This is a genomic window from Xanthomonas sp. F14, assembly GCF_014199865.1.
Genome location: NZ_JACHOM010000003.1, coordinates 56,241 through 71,645, shown reverse-complemented (window position 1 = coordinate 71,645; position 15,405 = coordinate 56,241). Strand labels below are relative to the sequence as shown.

The window sequence follows — 15,405 nt, the reverse complement described above, 5'->3', positions numbered from 1 at the left end:
TGGCGCTGGAGTGCGGCATGCATGCAACGGGCAGCTCAGGCTGCCCGTTGTGCTGTCTGGCATCGGCCGCTGCCGTGTCGCTGTTGTGGCGGGGCAGCAGCCTGCGCGTCACTGCCGGCTGCTTGCGGCGTAATCCAGATCCGGGCGCATCACACTTCGTTAGCCAGCGCATCTTTCAGGCGCGCCTTCTGCAGCTTGCCGGTCGCGGTGCGCGGCAGCGCCTCGACCACGCGCAGGTGTTTGGGCACCTTGTATTTGGCCAGCCGTTCGATCAGATAGGCGCGGATCTGCTCCAGATCCGGCGTCTCGTCGGCCGGCACGATCGCCAGGTAGCCCACCTCTCCCCATTGGGGGTCGGCGATCCCCACCACTGCGCATTCGCGCACCTGCGGGTGATCGGCAAGCAGCGCTTCGATCTCGGCCGGATACACGTTCTCGCCGCCGGAAATGAACATGTCCTTCTTGCGATCGACGACCCAGAAGAACCCGTCGGCATCGCGCCGCACGATGTCGCCGGTGCGGAACCAGCCGTGCTCGTCGAGCGCAGCGGCGCTTGCCTGCGGGTCGCGCCAGTAGCCGGGGCTGAGGTTGGCGCCGCGCAACAACAGCTCGCCGGGCATGTCGACCGGGCAGTCGTTGCCATCGCCATCGACCACGCGCGTCTGCACTGCAGGGGTCGAAATGCCGACTGCGCCCAGCTTGTCGCGGATCACCGCGCAGTCCACCGACATGCCGAACACCGTGCCGGCCTCGCTCATGCCGAAGCCGCTGACCATCGGCACACCGTCGTCCAGCCAGCCGAGCAGGTCATCGCTGGCATGCGGCGCGCCGCCGCTGACCAGCGCGGTGAGATGCCGCAGCGACGCCGCGTCGAAACCGGGCTGGCTGCGGAAGGCCTGCATCATCTGCGGCACGCCGACGTAATGGGTGATGCCCATCGACTGGTCGCTCAGCCAGGCCAGCGTGCGCGTGGGCTCGAAGCCGTTGGAGACCTGGATCGAGCCGCCCACCGCCAGCACCGGGCGCACGTTGGTGGCCAGGCCGATGATGTGGAACATCGGCGCTTCGCACAGGAAACTGCTGCCGGCATCCACGCGCGTGGTGACGCCGAAGTTGTGCGCCACCTGCTGCAGGTTCTGCTCGCTCAGCATCACGCCTTTGGGCTGGCCGGAGGTGCCCGAGGTAAACAGGATCAGGCTGATGCGTTCGGGGGGAATCGACCCGGTGTCCGCCGTGTCGAGCGTGTTCGCCGCATCGACGAAGTCGGCCAGCGAGGCGACATCGGCACGCCCTGCCGCAACGTCGTCGCCCAACAGCAGGCGTGGCTCGGCGCGCTGCAGCAATGCATCCAGTTCGGCCGTGCTCAGCCGCCAGTTCAGCGGCACGTAAATCGCGCCGACCCGTCCACAGGCGAAATGCAGCGCCACCTGCCAGACCGAATTGCGCGCCAGCACGGCGAGCCGTTCGCCATCGATGCAGCCGCGCGCCTGCAGCAAGGCGGCCAGACGGCCGATCAAGACATCCAGTTCTGCGTACGTCCATTGCCGGTCTTGCAGCAGGTCGCGGGCGGCAAGCCGGTGTGGGGTGAGGCGGGCGTGGAAGGAGATCGAGTCGGTCGGCATGGTCATGGCGCTGTCTTCCGAATGCAGATTGGGGGAGTGACTGGCGTGAGTGCGACGGCTGCGGCTGAAGGTTGACGCGTGTGCGAAAACACCTGGCGAACGTTCACCAGGAAGTGCGAACACACCGCAGGAACCGATGGACAAGGCAGTGCCTGTCGCATCGCGTTGCGACCGCGCTCTGGTGATTGCGCGGTCGGTGGACTGAAGGGCCTAACTGAGATAGATGGTCTTGGTTTCGAGGAAGGCGTGCAGCCCTTCGATGCCGCCTTCGCGGCCGATCCCGGAATGTTTGACCCCGCCGAACGGCATGTCGAAGTCCACCCACATGCCATTGATCGAATGACTGCCGCTGCGCACGCGGCGGGCGATGCGGTAGGCGCGATCGGGGTCCTCGCTGTAGACCGTGCCGTGCAGGCCGAAGTCGCTGGCATTGACCTTGGCGATCAGGTCGGCCTCGTCGTGGTAATCGATGAAGCTCACCACCGGGCCGAAGATCTCTTCGCGGGCGATGGTCATGTCCGGCGTCACCCCGGCAAACACCGTCGGCTCGATGAAGAAGCCGCGCGGCAGATGCGTCGGGCGGCCGCCGCCCATGACCAGGCGCGCGCCCTCGGTGCGGCCTTGTGCGATGTAGGACTGCACGCGCTCGAGCTGGCGGCCAAGCGCCAACGGGCCCATGCCAGTCTCGGCTGCGAACGGGTCGCCCAGCTTGAGCGCGCCCACGGCCGCGCAGTACGCCTGCAGGATCTCTTCGCGTCGCTGCGCCGGCACCAGCACCCGGGTGAGCGCGAAGCACACCTGGCCGGTGATCGGCATCGAGTAGGGCACCAGGCTGGGCAGCAGTTTGGCGATGTCTGCATCGTCCAGCACGATCGCGGCCGACTTGCCGCCCAGCTCCAGCCCGACCCGCGCCAGGCGCTCGGCGCAGGCCACCCCGATCAGCCGCCCGGCCTGGGTGGAGCCGGTGAAACTCACCTTGTCCACCTGCGGATGGCGGATCAGCTGTTCGCCGACCTCGCGACCGCCCGGCAGCAGATTGAACACGCCATCGGGTACGCCGGCGGCGCTGATGCATTCGGCCAGGATGTAGGCGTCGATCGGCGTTTCCGGCGAGGGTTTGGCCACCACCGTGCAACCGGCCGCCAGGGCCGCAGCGACCTTGTAGCAGAGCAACACCAGCGGTGCGTTCCAGGGAGTGATCGTGGCGACCACGCCTACCGGCTCCTGCACGATATGCACGCGGCCGCCGTTGGCACGTGCACGCGGCTCCACGAATGGGTGGGTTGCGATCAGGTCGCCGTAATAGTCGAACAGGCCGGGTGCCTGCTGCGAGGCGCGGCGACTGAAGCCGATGGTGGCGCCGACCTGTCCGGTCCAGGCCTCGGCCAGCTCCGGCAGGCGCGCACGCAGCTGTGCGGCCACGCGCTTGAGCACGACGCCACGCTCTTGCGGCGATAGCTGCGGCCAGGGGCCGCTGTCGAACGCGGCACGCGCGGCGGCGATGGCCGCCTCGGTGTCCGCCGGCGAGGGCTCGGTGTAGCGCAGCAGGCGTTGTTCGGTGTGTGGGGCAATCACATCGACGTCGCGATCGCCGCTGCTTGCGCGCCATTGGCCATCGATGAACAGGCCCAACGGCCCACGCGCAGCGATCCCGCGCAGGGTTGCGGACAAGGCTTCCATACTCCCTCCTCGGTGCAGAAAACCACTGGCAGCGCCAGCGATGCGCGTGCTGCACGCATCGCTTCAGGCGCCGTAGGACGTGCTCAGGCGCTGTTTTTGGTCAGGTCGTATTCGCCCAGGCCAGGCTTGTAGCTCTTCTCGTCGATGAACTGACGGATGCCTTCTTTGCGGGCGTTGTTGTCGAACGAATTGGCCGCTTCCTGCATGCGCACCAGGTAATCTTCGGCTTCGTCGTAGGTCATGGTGCCGACCCGGCGCACCGCATCTTTTGCGTACTTCAGCGCGACCGGGTTCTTCCTGAGCAGCAGCTCGGCCACCTCGCGCGTGCGCGCTTCCAGCCGTTCCAGCGGCACGCTTTCGTTGACCAGGCGCCATTCGGCGGCCTTCTTGCCGTCGACCATCTCGCCGGTCAGCGTCATCCACATCGCATCGCGCATGGACAGCAGTTCCACCGCGACCTTGGTGACGCCGCCGCCGGGCAGGATGCCCCAGTTGATTTCCGACAGGCCGAACTGCGCCTCGTCGGCGGCGATCGCCAGGTCGCAGGCGAACAACGGCCCGAAACCGCCACCGAAGCACCAGCCGTTGACCATCGCGATGGTGGGTTTCTGGTACCAGCGCAGGCGGCGGAACCAGCCGTAGGATTCGCGCTGCGAGCGACGCACGCCGCGCAGGCCCTGGGCCTCGGTTTCGCGGAAGTATTCCTTCAGATCCATGCCGGCCGACCAGGCGGTGCCTTCGCCACCGAGCACCAGCACGCCGACGTTGTCGTCGAATTCCAGCTCGTCCAGCACGTCCATCATGCGGCGGTTGAGCGCCGGGCTCATCGCATTGCGTTTGTCGGGGCGTGCGAACTTCACCCAGGCAATGCGGTTTTCGATACGGACCGATACCACGTCATGCTCGTTCAAGCGGCGTCTCCTTCGAGTCGGTACAGAGTGGAAATCACAGTTCTTCGGCGAGCGCGGCGTCCGGCACGTTTGCCCGTTCCAACGTGGCGCTGGCGTTCAACTTGCAGAGCAGGCGCAACAAGGTCTGCTGCTCGCTGGCCTGCAGGCCGGTGCAGGTGCGCGCGACCGCCCGCGCCAGGCAGCCCTGGGCGGTGCCGAGCGTGCGCTCGCCAAGCGGGGTGAGGTACAGGCCCTTGCTGCGTCGGTCGCGGCCGGCCAGGCGCTCGATCAGGCCCTGCTCGGCCAGTGCGTTAGCGATCTTCATGCCGGCAGCGCGATTGACCAGCAGGCGGTTGCCCAGTTCGGTCTGGTCGCAGCCGGGCTGGTCGCGGATGTGGATCAAGGCGGTGACGCGCGCCGGGGTCAGGTGCAGTTCGGCCAGTTCCTGGCGCGCGGCGTGGCTGGAGGCCAGGGTCGCCAGTTGCAATTGATAGCCAAGGTCTGCGGCAAGGGCCAGGCGAGCGCTCATCGATCCATCCAAATTGTATCCGTTAAATACAATCTAGCCGACCGAAGCGGGCACTGCAAGAGGTTGTGGCGGTCATAAACGAAGGGCCATGCGCGCCTGCGTAGCGCGGACGCGCGCGGCCCTGTTTGCGATGCTGCCGAATGCCTTACTGGATCAGCCAGCCGGCCAGCTGTTCGCGGCTCAGGTGGCCGCTGTGCTGGGTGTCGAGCGCGTCGAATTCATCGGCCAGTGCCGGGTTGGCCTGTGCCTCGGCGCGGCTGATGCTGCCGTCGCCGTCGGTATCCATGGCCTGGAAGTCGATGCGGTAGCTGCCGACCACGCTGTTGGGCTGGATCGAGCGCACGATCACGCTGGACTCGCCGCGCGGGCGTTCCAGCTGGGCCTGATGGGTGACCTCGCCGCTGGACAGCGGCTGGGTGCGAATCACATTGGGCACATCGATCAGCGGCATGCTGCTGGCCGGCGTCGGCGCCTGTTGCGCGAGCGCGTGGCCGCCGAGCAGCAGCAATACGGAAAACGAAACGGTACGAACGGTGGTCATCAGATCCCCCTGATGTGGAACAGCCCGCAAGCATAGAGGCTGTCGGGCGTCCTGAGGTGTGCAACGTGCGCTCGGGCTGACGGCAGTGCAGCGTGCGCGATGCGGCATCGGCAACCGGAACCCATGGCCGCAGCACACCGTCGCACGCCGCATCCAGGACAGCGGCTCAGCCGGGGATGAATGGAAACACGATCTTCAACAAGCCCTTCAGACCGCCCTCGGCAGTGCTGGCCACGGCCTTGGCGCCCAGGCTGTTGAGCGCGCGCCGTACGTCTTCCCAACGCACCTGCGCGATATCCTTCTTCAACAGGTCCGCCACTTCTTCGGCGGTGGGCGTGAGCTTTTGCAGTTCGCGCACGGTGGCCTGCGGATCCGGTTGCAGATAGCCCCAGCGCTCGGCGACTTTCAGCAGCGTGTCGAAGCGTACCGCGACCACTTCGCGATTGCGCTCGTACACCGGCAAGGCACCCACATCCAGGATGGCCTGTTCGAATTGCTGCGCATCGTCCGGGTGCTCGATGCGTACCGCCAGAAAGCCTTCCTTGCGGCTACGCTCGCTGACGTGCTTGGCACCGGAGCGCAGGTTGTCTTCGGTGAGCACGTTGGCGACGATGCGCTGCATTGCCGCGTCGCCTTCCTCGGGTACCAGCGAGCGCCAGCGCGCATAGCCGTCACGACGCAGCGCCTTGACCTTGGCCGAGGTCACCCGCAGCTGCAGCGCGACCATTGCGTTGGAGCTGTTGCGCGAGATGGCGCCGTCGCGTTCGAGCAGCACGAAGATCAGCAATTCCAGATCGCGCTTGGTCAGCGATTGGAATCCCTGCAGCAGGGTCAGGCGCAGGAATTCGTTGCCGAAGGCAGCCGCGTCCTTGAGTTCGATCGGTTGCATGGGGAGTCCTCCACGGGTGACCTGCAGGATGCCAGGACGCTGTTGCGCGACCTGAGAACCGTTGCGACGCGCGCAGCAGTTTCAGCGTCCGGTTTCGCGGCCCGGACGATCGGACCTGAACGTTTCAACTGCGCCACGATCCTGCAAGGTGACGAACACCTGTTTGCCATCGGTGCCGCCGAACGCGACGTTGCTGGCCTTGCGGCCTTTCAACGCGACCGTGCGCAGCAACTTGCCCTGCGGTGAGACCACCGCGATCTGCCCGGCATCGTAGCGGGCGATATAGAGGTTGCCGTCGGCATCGCAACGCATGCCATCCATGCCGAAGTCCGGGAAGCTGATCAGCAGGCGCTTGTTGCGCAGGCCGCCGTCGACGCGGTCGTATACCCATACCTTGCGCGACATGCTTTCGTTGACGTAGAGATGCTTGCCGTCGGGGCTGACGTCCACCCCGTTGGGCGTGGTCATGCCCGATTCGATCAACGTGACGACGCCCTCGCGGCTGATGTGCCACAGGCGGCCGCTGTTGTCCTTCCAGTTCGGGTCGCTTGCATAGAAGCTGCCATCGGGCGCAATCGCCAGATCGTTGGGGCCGTCGGCGTCGGGCAGCGAGGCGAAGGTGCTGACCGCACGCGTCTGCAGGTTCACCTGCAGGATCTTGTGGCCGGTGAAGTCGGCCACGTACATCGTCCCGTCGCGGAAGCGGATGCCATTGCCGGTACTGCCCACGGGCAGGGTCACGAAGACCTCTGCCTTGGCGCTGCCATCGGCGTGCAGGGCAATGCGCGCGATGGTGCCGTCCTTGCCCAGATTCACCGCATAGAGCGCGCCATCCGGTCCGGCGGCAGGACCTTCGGCATTGTGGGTGAAGGCGCCATCGCCGATCAGGTCGCGCGCAACGAAGGGCGCATCGGCAGCGGTCGCCAGCGAGCTGGACAACAGCAACGCCAACGGCAGGAAACGGCGGCGTACGACAGCGGTCATGCGGCATGCTCCAGATGGGATCGTTGCCAGTGTGCCAGAACGTGCGCAGCGGCCATGGCGGTGATCACGCACGATCAAGTAAGGTGCCCGGGCAGCATTGGCCGACGAGCGACCAACAGCAGCACTGCGCCCATCTGCGGGCAGTGTGAGTGGGCGCGGTGCGGCATGTACCCACTGACACTCCGTGCGAGTGTGTCGTCGTCGCTGACGACCGCATGCGATGGTGTCAGCCGCTCTCAATCTTGCCAAGGAGGTTTGCATGTCCGTGGAATCGATCACACGTCGCCGTTTGCTCGCCGCGTTCGGCGGTGCCGGCATCCTGCTTGCTGCGCCCGGCTGGGCATTGCCGAAGAAAAAGCCGGGCAAACCGCTCAACGTGGCGTTGGCCGGCCTGGGCAGTTATGCCAGCGAACAGCTCGCGCCGGGCCTGGCATTGACCAAGCATTGCAGGCTGGCCGGCATCGTCACCGGCACGCCCGCGAAGATTCCGCAGTGGCAGGCCAAGTACGGTATCGCCGACCGCAACGTCTACAACTACGAGAACTTCGACCGGATCGCCGACAACGACGACATCGACGTGGTCTACATCGTCACGCCGACCCATCTGCATGCGCCGCTGACGCTGCGCGCGGCGGCGGCCGGCAAGCACGTCTGGTGCGAAAAGCCGATGGCGATGCATGCCGGCGAATGCGAGGCGATGATCGCGGCGTGCAAGCGCAACAAGGTGGCGCTGACCATCGGTTACCGGATGCAGCACGAACCCAACACGCGTCGCCTGATCGCGATGGCCAGCGAAAAACCGTTCGGCGCAATGCAGCGTGTGCGCGCCGAGGCCGGGTACAACGGCTATCACGATGCGACCAAGGCCGACCGTCCGTGGCGCTTGCGCTCCCAGTTCGGCGGCGGGGCGATGTACGACATGGGCGTGTATCCGCTCAATGCCGCGCGCTACACGGTGGGCAGCGAGCCGTTGGCCGTGACCGCCAAGCGCTGGACCGATCGCCCCGAGCTGTTCGACGAAGTCGACGAGCATATGGACTTCACCCTGGAATTCCCGAACGCGGTGCGTGCCGCGTGCAAGACCAGTTTCGGCAACAACATGAACGTGCTGCGTGCCGAATGCGAACGCGGCTGGTACGAGTTGTCGCCGTTCCAGAGCTACCAGGGCGTGACCGGCAAGGCCAGCGACGGGCGCGTGTTCGACGCCAAGGTGCCGCACCAGCAGGCACTGCAGATGGACGAGGACGCGCTGGCGATCATCAATGGCACCCCGCTGCGTGCGCCCGGCGAAGAAGGCCTGCGCGACATCCGCATCGTCGATGCGATCTACCGCTCGGCCCGCGAGGGCAGCAAGCGAATCGTGCTCTGATGCGCGTAAGCTCTGTCAACCTGCGGAGCTGCCCGCCGAAGCGAAACGAGCAGGCTGGCGCGCACCAGCCTGCCACGATGAAATTCCCACAGCCCGTGCAGTCCAGCACCGAGAGCGGCTACCGATCAATCACGCCGGACTGCCATCAGTGCGACTGGCGCAGGTGAATCACCACACCAGCTCCCGCGATACCCGCCAGCACCCACCGCAATAACAACGCCACCAATCCGCGCTTTTACGATTCCCGAATCCCGAATCCCAGCTCTTACGATTCCCCAATCCCGATTCCCGATTCCCCGCTCTCAACCCCGCATCGCCAACACCGTGATCTCCTCACGATCGTGATACAGCTGCTTGGCACGCACGATCAGCGATTTCTCGGCCTGCTGCTCGAACAGGTCCAGGCACAGGCGGGTCTCGTCCCAGCGCTTTTTCATCGGCAGCTTGAGGTTGAAGATGGTGTTGCGGCACCAGCCTTCGCGGATCCAGGTGGCCATGCGTTCGGCCACGCGGCGCGGTTGCTCGACCATGTCGCAGACCATCCAGTCCAGCGCCTGCGCAGGCTTCCAATGAAAGCCGTCGGCACGCAGATGCTCGACCAGGCCGGTTTCCAGCACATGATCGCGTAGCGGGCCGTTGTCGACGCTGGTGACATGCACATGCTGGCGGGTCAGCACCCAGGTCCAGCCGCCGGGGGCTGCGCCCAGATCGGCGGCGCGCATGCCGGGCTTGACCAGCGCTTCGCGTTCGTCCGGTGCGAGCAGGGTGAGCAGGGCTTCGTCGAGTTTGAGCGCCGAGCGCGATGGCGCCTCCGGCAACAGCTTCAAACGTGGAATGCCCAGAGGCCAGGGCGCGCTGTCGGCACTATCTGCCACCGCCAGCAAGGCGTGGTCGCCATCGAGAAAACAGATGTGCAGCCGTGCCAGGCGCGGCTGCGGCTTGTCGGTGAGCAGGCCGGCCTTGCGCAAGGCCGGACGCAAGGCATTGCCGAAGCTGCGCGCCAGCCCTGCCAGCGGCTTGCCCGCGTCCGAATCCGGGTGTTCCACCCACAGATCGCCGAAACGCGGCTGGCCTTCCAGTGCGGCCAGGATCGGCGTGATGCGGTCCTTGGGGTCGATGCCCTTGAGTTCGGCAATCACCACCAGCTTCTGCCGCGCGAAGATCAGCTCGCGCCAGTGCAGCCTGGCAGCCAGTTGTGCGGCCTCATCGCAGACGAACAGCACATAGCCGTCGTTGCGCTGGGTACGCGCATAGCCGGCGATGCCGACAAATGCGGCGCGCGCGCTCAACTCGGCGGCCAGCTCCGGCTCGAAGCCCTGGCGGCAGTAACACAGCAGGCCGCTCATCGCAGTGCCTGGCGTGCGCGATCGCTGCGGGGCAGATCAGTAATGGTCACCGCCGCCCTCGCCATAGTTGCGCAGCACCACGCAGGCCTGATCGCGATGCACGTCGCGCACCACCTCGATGCCGCGGCGGGTGAGCTCGCCCACCCAGTCGGCAGGCAGCGGGCCTTCGTCGAATTCGGTCAGCGCCATCACGTCTTCGGCGCGTGCGCCGATCAGCAGGCGGTCGATGCCGGCCCACACCGTGGCGCCGTAGCACTGGCAGCACGGCTGCGCGGAGGTGGCCAGCGTTACCGGCGACAGCACATCGTTCAGGCGCGGCGTCTGCAGGCGCTGCTGCGCGAGCATGTAGGCCATGTTTTCGGCATGCGCCAGCGAGGTGGTCTGCGGCACCACGCGGTTCACCGCCGCGGCGATGATGCGGTGGTCCGGGCCGAACACGACCGCACCGAACGGGCCGCCGCTGCGCTCTTGCACATTCATCCGCGACAGCTCGATTGCCAGCGCCACCTTGTCCTCGTCGCTGGGATAGGCGCGGCTGTCGTCGACATGCGCGTGGATCCAGTCGGGCAGCGTGAGGTGGACTTGCGCGTAAAGCATCAGTGGACCATTTCTGTAGAGGGGGGAGCGGGGCGCAGTGTATCGGCCTGGGCGTCCTTTGCGGCACATTGCCCGGCCACGCACTGGCAGGCACTGATCTCGCGGAAGCCGCACACGCTCATCATGCCGCTGGCCTGGCACTGCGCCAGTACGCCTTTGGGGTCGGTGGCACTGTTGACGTTGACGCAGGCCGGGAAGGCGCCGCAGCAGTTGCCGACGTTCTTCACCGTGCAATCGGCGTCGGTGCGGCAGGTGGTGGTCACGGTGACCGGTTTGCCGGTGGCCGGGCCGCTTGCCGAGTCGGTCGCCGGAGGCTGCGCGGCGGTATCGGCCGGCGGTGCGGCCACACAGCCGATCGACACCAGACAGGCCAGCAGCAACAGCGTGCTCAGACACCGGGACAAAAGACGGGACATGCGGCCGCTCCGATCAGACAGGTGAGCGGCCATGGTAAGCCCCGGATGCGCGGAATGTGGCGCGCGCTGGATCAGCTACGGAAAGCCCGGGGATCGCGGGCCCTGCGCGCGTTGCGGCTGATGACGCTGGCCGGGGCGCGGCGTGTGACCGCAACACGCCTGCAGTTTCACCGCAGTCAACGCTGTCTGCGCAGCGCCAGGTGGCAGCGCGTGGCAAGGTCCAGTTGCTGCATGCTTTCGTCGCGGCGGTCGCTGGGCAGATCGTCATCTGGCCGGCCCGGAAGAAGCGTGCAGAACACCTCGGCCGGGGTCACCGCGTTCGGGACCGGTGGCTGCGGCGAGCAGGCCGCCAGGCCGAACGACAGGGAAAACACCGCGCTGCGCAGCGTGTTTGCAGGCGGGCGTGGACATGGTTGTGGGAGGCACATGGCGGCGTTGCTGGCGGACACAGCCTGCAATCTAGGCCGCTGCGTGCATCAGGTGCCGGCGTCATTTCGCTTCCGCATGCAGTGCTGCGCACCACAGCACGCCGACCAGCAGGCAGGCGATAGCGGCCAGCTCCAGTGGCGTGGGCAGGCGCATTTCCCAGGCAAAGCCGTATAGCAACGCAAAGATCGTCTCGAACACGATCATCTGGCCAACCAAAGTCAGCGGCAGCACCCGGCTGGCCCGGTTCCACAAGGCGTTGCCGATTACCGAGGCCAGGATGCCCAGCAACAGCGAAATACCCCAGAAACTGGCCCAGTCGATCGGCGCATGTGGCGCGCTGCCGATCAGTGCGGCCGGCGCCAACAACAGCGCCAATGCGCCGGTGACCACACCGGTCAGCAGCGACCAATCGCCACCGGACAGGTCCGGGCGCCGCCGCAGCCAGCGCGCATTGCCGATGGAATAGGCCGACCACGACACCAGTGCACCGACTGCGCACAGCAGGCCGGCGATGCGGGTGGCGCGATCGCTGGCGTGGTGAGCGGCATCGTGCTGCAAGGTGTCCAGGGCGACCAGCGCCACGCCGATGACGCACAACACGCAGGGCGCGGCCAGGCGTCGCAGTTGCACCGCGCCTGCGGCCCGCGTACCGATCACGGTGACCACCACCGGCAGCAGGCCGATGATCAATGCGGTCGCCGCGCTGCCGGCCCACTGCACCGCGCTGCTGAGCAGCACGTAGTAGATCAGGTTGCCCAGCAGGCTCAGACGCACCAGCGCCCACCATTCGGTGCGCCCCAGCCGCGCAGCGGTCTGGCGCGCGCGCGGTGCCAGCACCAGGGCTGCGACCGCGCCATACGACAGGTAACGGGCAACGGCCAGTTGCAACGGCGTAAACGCCGCCAGCAACTGCGGCGCCAGAAACACCAGTCCCCATAACGCACCTGCGCCGATGCCGCAGGCAACACCCACCATCAAGCGCTCACGCATCGTGCTGCTCCTTCATGCCATGCAGCATGCAACGAAGTGCGGCAGGCAGTCTCCATTGCGCTTGTTCATCAACTCAGAAGATACCGCTCTGAGGCGCCGTCCCCGCTGACTGCATCACGCGTGATGGCCACAATGGGTGCGCCGATCGCCGCAGGCCTCGCTGCGGCTGCCTGCTGCCGTTCCCGCGCCGGATGGCTGGCATCCGGCGCGGTCTGACTCACTTGGCCCAGGTGTCGCGCAGGGTCACGCTGCGGTTGAACACCGGCGTGGCGGCGCTATGGTCGCGGCGATCGGCAACGAAGTAGCCGGTACGCTCGAACTGGAACGACTGCTCGGGCGCCGCCTGTGCCGCACTTGGCTCCACATAGCCGCGCACGCTGCGCTTGGACTCGGGGTTGAGATAGTCGCGGTAGGTCTTGCCCTCGGACTCGTCATCGGGCTTTTCCACCGAGAACAGGCGGTCGTACAGGCGGATTTCTGCTTCCACCGCATGCGCGGCGCTGACCCAATGGATGGTGCCCTTGACCTTGCGGTTGGCGCCTTCCATGCCCGGACGCGACTCCGGGTCCAGCCAGCCACGCAGCTCGACGATCTCGCCCGCGTCGTTCTTGATCACCTCGTCCACGCGCGCAATGCCTGCGCCGCGCAGGCGGATCTCGCCGCCGGGCACCAGGCGCTTCCAGCCCTTGGGCGGGACTTCGGCAAAATCCTCGCGCTCGATCCACAGCTCGCGTGAGAACGGCACCTCGCGCGTGCCGAAGCTCTCGTCCTTGGGATGGTTGGAGAAACTCAGCGTCTCGCTGTGGCCTTCCGGCAGATTGGTCAGCACCAGCTTGAGCGGGTCGACCACCGCCATGCGGCGCGCCGCGGCCGCATCCAGGTCCTCGCGCAGGCAGCCTTCCAGCACCGAGAAATCGATCAGCGAGTTCTGCTTGCTGATCCCCACCCGGTCCACGAACAGGCGCATCGCCGCCGGCGTATAGCCGCGCCGGCGCAGGCCCTGCAGCGTGTACATGCGCGGGTCGTCCCAGCCGTCCACCAGCTGTTCTTCCACCAGCGCGGTGAGCTTGCGCTTGCTCATCACCGTGTAGTTGATGTTAAGGCGCGAGAACTCGATCTGGCGCGGCTTGGCGGCCTCGCGCGGCAGGCCCTTGTCCAGCAGCGGCTGCAGCAGCTCCGGATGCGCGGCCAGGTCCACCTTGTCCACGCACCAGTCGTAGAGCGGGCGGTGGTCTTCGAATTCCAGCGTGCACAGCGAATGGGTGATGCCTTCCACCGCATCGCCCAGCGAATGCGCGAAGTCGTACATCGGGTAGATCGGCCACGCATTGCCGGTGTTCTGATGCTCGACATGCTTGATGCGGTACAGCGCCGGGTCGCGCAGGTTGATGTTGCCGCTGGCCATGTCGATCCTGGCGCGCAGGGTGCGTGCGCCATCGGGGAATTCGCCGGCACGCATGCGCCGGAACAGGTCCAGGTTTTCCTCGACGCTGCGCTCGCGGAACGGCGAATTGCGGCCGGGCTCGGTCAGCGTGCCGCGGTATTCGCGCACCTGCTCGGCGGACAGGTCGCAGACGAAGGCATGGCCGTCGCGGATCAGTTTTTCCGCGGCCAGGTAATACACCTGGAAATAATCCGATGCGTGGCGCAGCTGCGCCCACTCGAACCCCAGCCAGCGCACGTCGTCCTGGATGGCGACCACGAACTCGGGGTCTTCCTTGGCCGGGTTGGTGTCGTCCAGGCGCAGATTGCACAGCCCGCCGAACTCGGCGGCCAGGCCGAAATCCAGGCAGATCGCCTTGGCGTGGCCGATATGCAGATAGCCGTTGGGCTCGGGCGGGAAGCGGGTGCGGATGACCGTGTGCTTGCCGCTGGCCAGATCCTCGCGGACGATCTGGCGGATGAAGTCTTTCTTCTCCGCCGGGGCGGTGGCGTCGGTGGCTAGGGTCTCGGACATGCGCGCATCAGCAATAGGTAAACCGCAAGTTTAGGCGGTGGCACCGGTTAGGGGTAGGCGGCGTGTCGGGGCCGGCCATCGCGCGCCACCTGCGCGCGGTGGTCCTGCGCGCAAGCGCCTTGCTGCCGGGGCCTGCATGGCTGGCCGCAGCCAGGCCGGGTGCCATCGGCAGGCGGCACGGCGGGCTGGCCGGCACCGCCGCCGGCGCGTACGCTGCGGCGATCCTTCGGAGTGCCCCTCGCATGCCTTTGCCCCGTCTGGTGATCGGCGACAAGACCCTGTCCTCCTGGTCGCTGCGCCCGTGGCTGCTGCTGCGGCATTTCCAGGTACCGTTCGAAGAGATCGCGCTGCCGCTGGATACGCCGCAATTCCAGGCCCGCATCGCCGGTTATTCGCCCACCCGCAAGGTGCCGGTGCTGTGGGACGACACCCTGCATGTCTGGGATTCGCTGGCGATCTGCGAATACGTCAACGAACGCTGGCTGGATGGCCGCGGCTGGCCGTCCGAGCTGTCGGTGCGGGCGCAGGCCCGCGCCGCGGCGGCGGAAATGCACTCGGGCTTTGTGGATTTGCGCACCCAGCTGCCGATGAACCTGGCCCGCGCGCCTGGCCCGGCCCGCTGGGACGCGGCTGCCGAGCGCGACATCACCCGCATCCAGGCGCTATGGGCCAGCCTGCGCGCCGAGCACGGCCATGCCGGGCAGTTCCTGTGCGGCCACTTCGGCATTGTCGATGCGATGTTCGCCCCGGTCGCGCTGCGTTTTGCCAGCTACGGTGTGCCGCTGTTCGAGGCTGCCGGCGATTACCTGGCCGCACTGGATGCACTGCCGGCACTGCGCGAGTGGAAGCAGGACGCCGCGCGCGAACGCCTGGAGCGCGGCTGACATGCAGATCGCCTATCGCGCCAGTCACATCATCGACGCGCATCTGGCCAAGCACGCGCTGGAGGATGCCGGTATCACCGCCTTCGTGTTCGGCGAGTCGCTCTTGGGCGGTGCCGGGGAACTGCCTGCCTTCGGCGTGCTGCAGGTCTGCGTGGCCGACCTGCACCTGAGCCAGGCACAGGCGGTACTGGCAGAGATCGGCCTGTGCGGCGAGGTCACCCGCGCGCTGTAGCGCAGCGCTGGTGTTATCGGCACAGCCCCGGTCGCGCCCGGGTGCGCTCC

At 66.8% G+C, this 15,405-nt stretch carries 16 protein-coding genes; 3 read left to right on the top strand and 13 right to left on the bottom strand.

The annotated features are described in order from the left end of the window. Positions 1-149 precede the first annotated feature (149 nt). The 7 genes from GGR73_RS11785 to GGR73_RS11755 form a co-directional block, all read right to left on the bottom strand. Positions 150-1,628: an AMP-binding protein gene (locus tag GGR73_RS11785; RefSeq protein WP_184457040.1), complete on the bottom strand. Its 1,479-nt coding sequence runs from the start codon at positions 1,626-1,628 to the stop codon at positions 150-152. A 204-nt stretch (positions 1,629-1,832) separates the two neighbouring features. Further along, positions 1,833-3,302, bottom strand: coding sequence for an aldehyde dehydrogenase (locus GGR73_RS11780; protein WP_184457038.1), 1,470 nt, complete (start codon positions 3,300-3,302; stop codon positions 1,833-1,835). Between the two features lie 83 nt (positions 3,303-3,385). Next, on the bottom strand, positions 3,386-4,213 hold the full coding sequence (locus tag GGR73_RS11775) for a p-hydroxycinnamoyl CoA hydratase/lyase (RefSeq protein WP_046345766.1): 828 nt from the start codon (positions 4,211-4,213) through the stop codon (positions 3,386-3,388). Between the two features lie 34 nt (positions 4,214-4,247). Continuing rightward, entirely contained in the window at positions 4,248-4,721 is a 474-nt protein-coding gene (locus GGR73_RS11770) for a MarR family winged helix-turn-helix transcriptional regulator (RefSeq protein ID WP_024938266.1), read from the bottom strand. Between the two features lie 145 nt (positions 4,722-4,866). Continuing rightward, the gene (locus GGR73_RS11765) at positions 4,867-5,262 is read right to left on the bottom strand and encodes an EF-hand domain-containing protein (RefSeq protein WP_039530569.1); all 396 of its coding nucleotides are present in this window, start codon (positions 5,260-5,262) and stop codon (positions 4,867-4,869) included. 166 nt (positions 5,263-5,428) lie between these two features. After that, complete coding sequence (locus GGR73_RS11760) at positions 5,429-6,151, bottom strand: hypothetical protein (protein ID WP_016900745.1); 723 nt, start codon at positions 6,149-6,151, stop codon at positions 5,429-5,431. Between the two features lie 81 nt (positions 6,152-6,232). Further along, positions 6,233-7,135: an SMP-30/gluconolactonase/LRE family protein gene (locus GGR73_RS11755; RefSeq protein ID WP_184457036.1), complete on the bottom strand. Its 903-nt coding sequence runs from the start codon at positions 7,133-7,135 to the stop codon at positions 6,233-6,235. 259 nt (positions 7,136-7,394) lie between these two features. Here GGR73_RS11755 and GGR73_RS11750 point away from each other — a divergent pair, with 259 nt between their 5' ends. Further along, entirely contained in the window at positions 7,395-8,504 is a 1,110-nt protein-coding gene (locus GGR73_RS11750) for a Gfo/Idh/MocA family protein (RefSeq protein ID WP_184457034.1), read from the top strand. 302 nt (positions 8,505-8,806) lie between these two features. Here GGR73_RS11750 and rlmM read toward each other — a convergent pair whose 3' ends face one another. From rlmM to GGR73_RS11720, 6 genes are all read right to left on the bottom strand, one after another. Then, positions 8,807-9,850: a 23S rRNA (cytidine(2498)-2'-O)-methyltransferase RlmM gene (rlmM, locus tag GGR73_RS11745; protein WP_184457032.1), complete on the bottom strand. Its 1,044-nt coding sequence runs from the start codon at positions 9,848-9,850 to the stop codon at positions 8,807-8,809. Between the two features lie 36 nt (positions 9,851-9,886). After that, positions 9,887-10,447, bottom strand: a complete 561-nt coding sequence (locus tag GGR73_RS11740) for a nucleoside deaminase (protein WP_184457030.1) — start codon at positions 10,445-10,447, stop codon at positions 9,887-9,889. After that, the gene (locus tag GGR73_RS11735) at positions 10,447-10,863 is read right to left on the bottom strand and encodes a hypothetical protein (RefSeq protein WP_184457028.1); all 417 of its coding nucleotides are present in this window, start codon (positions 10,861-10,863) and stop codon (positions 10,447-10,449) included. The genes GGR73_RS11740 and GGR73_RS11735 overlap by 1 nt, the downstream gene beginning before the upstream one ends. A gap of 176 nt (positions 10,864-11,039) precedes the next feature. After that, complete coding sequence (locus GGR73_RS11730) at positions 11,040-11,291, bottom strand: hypothetical protein (RefSeq protein ID WP_167708183.1); 252 nt, start codon at positions 11,289-11,291, stop codon at positions 11,040-11,042. A gap of 61 nt (positions 11,292-11,352) precedes the next feature. Continuing rightward, positions 11,353-12,282 carry a DMT family transporter gene (locus GGR73_RS11725; protein WP_046345772.1) on the bottom strand — a complete coding sequence of 310 codons (930 nt, stop codon included), beginning with the start codon at positions 12,280-12,282 and terminating at the stop codon, positions 11,353-11,355. Positions 12,283-12,499: 217 nt separating this feature from the next. After that, positions 12,500-14,239, bottom strand: coding sequence for a glutamine--tRNA ligase/YqeY domain fusion protein (locus GGR73_RS11720; RefSeq protein WP_184457026.1), 1,740 nt, complete (start codon positions 14,237-14,239; stop codon positions 12,500-12,502). A gap of 242 nt (positions 14,240-14,481) precedes the next feature. On the opposite strand from GGR73_RS11720, the gene GGR73_RS11715 reads away from it, so the two are divergent. Together GGR73_RS11715 and GGR73_RS11710 are read left to right on the top strand one after the other, a co-directional pair. After that, positions 14,482-15,123, top strand: a complete 642-nt coding sequence (locus tag GGR73_RS11715) for a glutathione S-transferase family protein (RefSeq protein WP_184457024.1) — start codon at positions 14,482-14,484, stop codon at positions 15,121-15,123. A gap of 1 nt (position 15,124) precedes the next feature. Beyond that, entirely contained in the window at positions 15,125-15,355 is a 231-nt protein-coding gene (locus GGR73_RS11710; protein WP_016900736.1) for a putative signal transducing protein, read from the top strand. The last annotated feature ends 50 nt before the right edge of the window (positions 15,356-15,405 follow it).

Excerpts from the sequence above, each read along its gene's own strand:
- GGR73_RS11780 (WP_184457038.1), bottom strand. The coding sequence starts at position 3,302 with ATGGAAGCCTTGTCCGCAACCCTGCGCGGGATCGCTGCGCGTGGGCCG.
- GGR73_RS11735 (WP_184457028.1), bottom strand. The coding sequence starts at position 10,863 with ATGTCCCGTCTTTTGTCCCGGTGTCTGAGCACGCTGTTGCTGCTGGCC.
- GGR73_RS11730 (WP_167708183.1), bottom strand. The coding sequence starts at position 11,291 with ATGTGCCTCCCACAACCATGTCCACGCCCGCCTGCAAACACGCTGCGC.
- GGR73_RS11750 (WP_184457034.1), top strand. The coding sequence starts at position 7,395 with ATGTCCGTGGAATCGATCACACGTCGCCGTTTGCTCGCCGCGTTCGGC.
- rlmM (WP_184457032.1), bottom strand. The coding sequence starts at position 9,850 with ATGAGCGGCCTGCTGTGTTACTGCCGCCAGGGCTTCGAGCCGGAGCTG.
- GGR73_RS11785 (WP_184457040.1), bottom strand. The coding sequence starts at position 1,628 with ATGACCATGCCGACCGACTCGATCTCCTTCCACGCCCGCCTCACCCCA.
- GGR73_RS11725 (WP_046345772.1), bottom strand. The coding sequence starts at position 12,282 with ATGCGTGAGCGCTTGATGGTGGGTGTTGCCTGCGGCATCGGCGCAGGT.
- GGR73_RS11715 (WP_184457024.1), top strand. The coding sequence starts at position 14,482 with ATGCCTTTGCCCCGTCTGGTGATCGGCGACAAGACCCTGTCCTCCTGG.
- GGR73_RS11710 (WP_016900736.1), top strand. The coding sequence starts at position 15,125 with ATGCAGATCGCCTATCGCGCCAGTCACATCATCGACGCGCATCTGGCC.
- GGR73_RS11755 (WP_184457036.1), bottom strand. The coding sequence starts at position 7,135 with ATGACCGCTGTCGTACGCCGCCGTTTCCTGCCGTTGGCGTTGCTGTTG.
- GGR73_RS11765 (WP_039530569.1), bottom strand. The coding sequence starts at position 5,262 with ATGACCACCGTTCGTACCGTTTCGTTTTCCGTATTGCTGCTGCTCGGC.
- GGR73_RS11720 (WP_184457026.1), bottom strand. The coding sequence starts at position 14,239 with ATGTCCGAGACCCTAGCCACCGACGCCACCGCCCCGGCGGAGAAGAAA.
- GGR73_RS11740 (WP_184457030.1), bottom strand. The coding sequence starts at position 10,447 with ATGCTTTACGCGCAAGTCCACCTCACGCTGCCCGACTGGATCCACGCG.
- GGR73_RS11760 (WP_016900745.1), bottom strand. The coding sequence starts at position 6,151 with ATGCAACCGATCGAACTCAAGGACGCGGCTGCCTTCGGCAACGAATTC.
- GGR73_RS11770 (WP_024938266.1), bottom strand. The coding sequence starts at position 4,721 with ATGAGCGCTCGCCTGGCCCTTGCCGCAGACCTTGGCTATCAATTGCAA.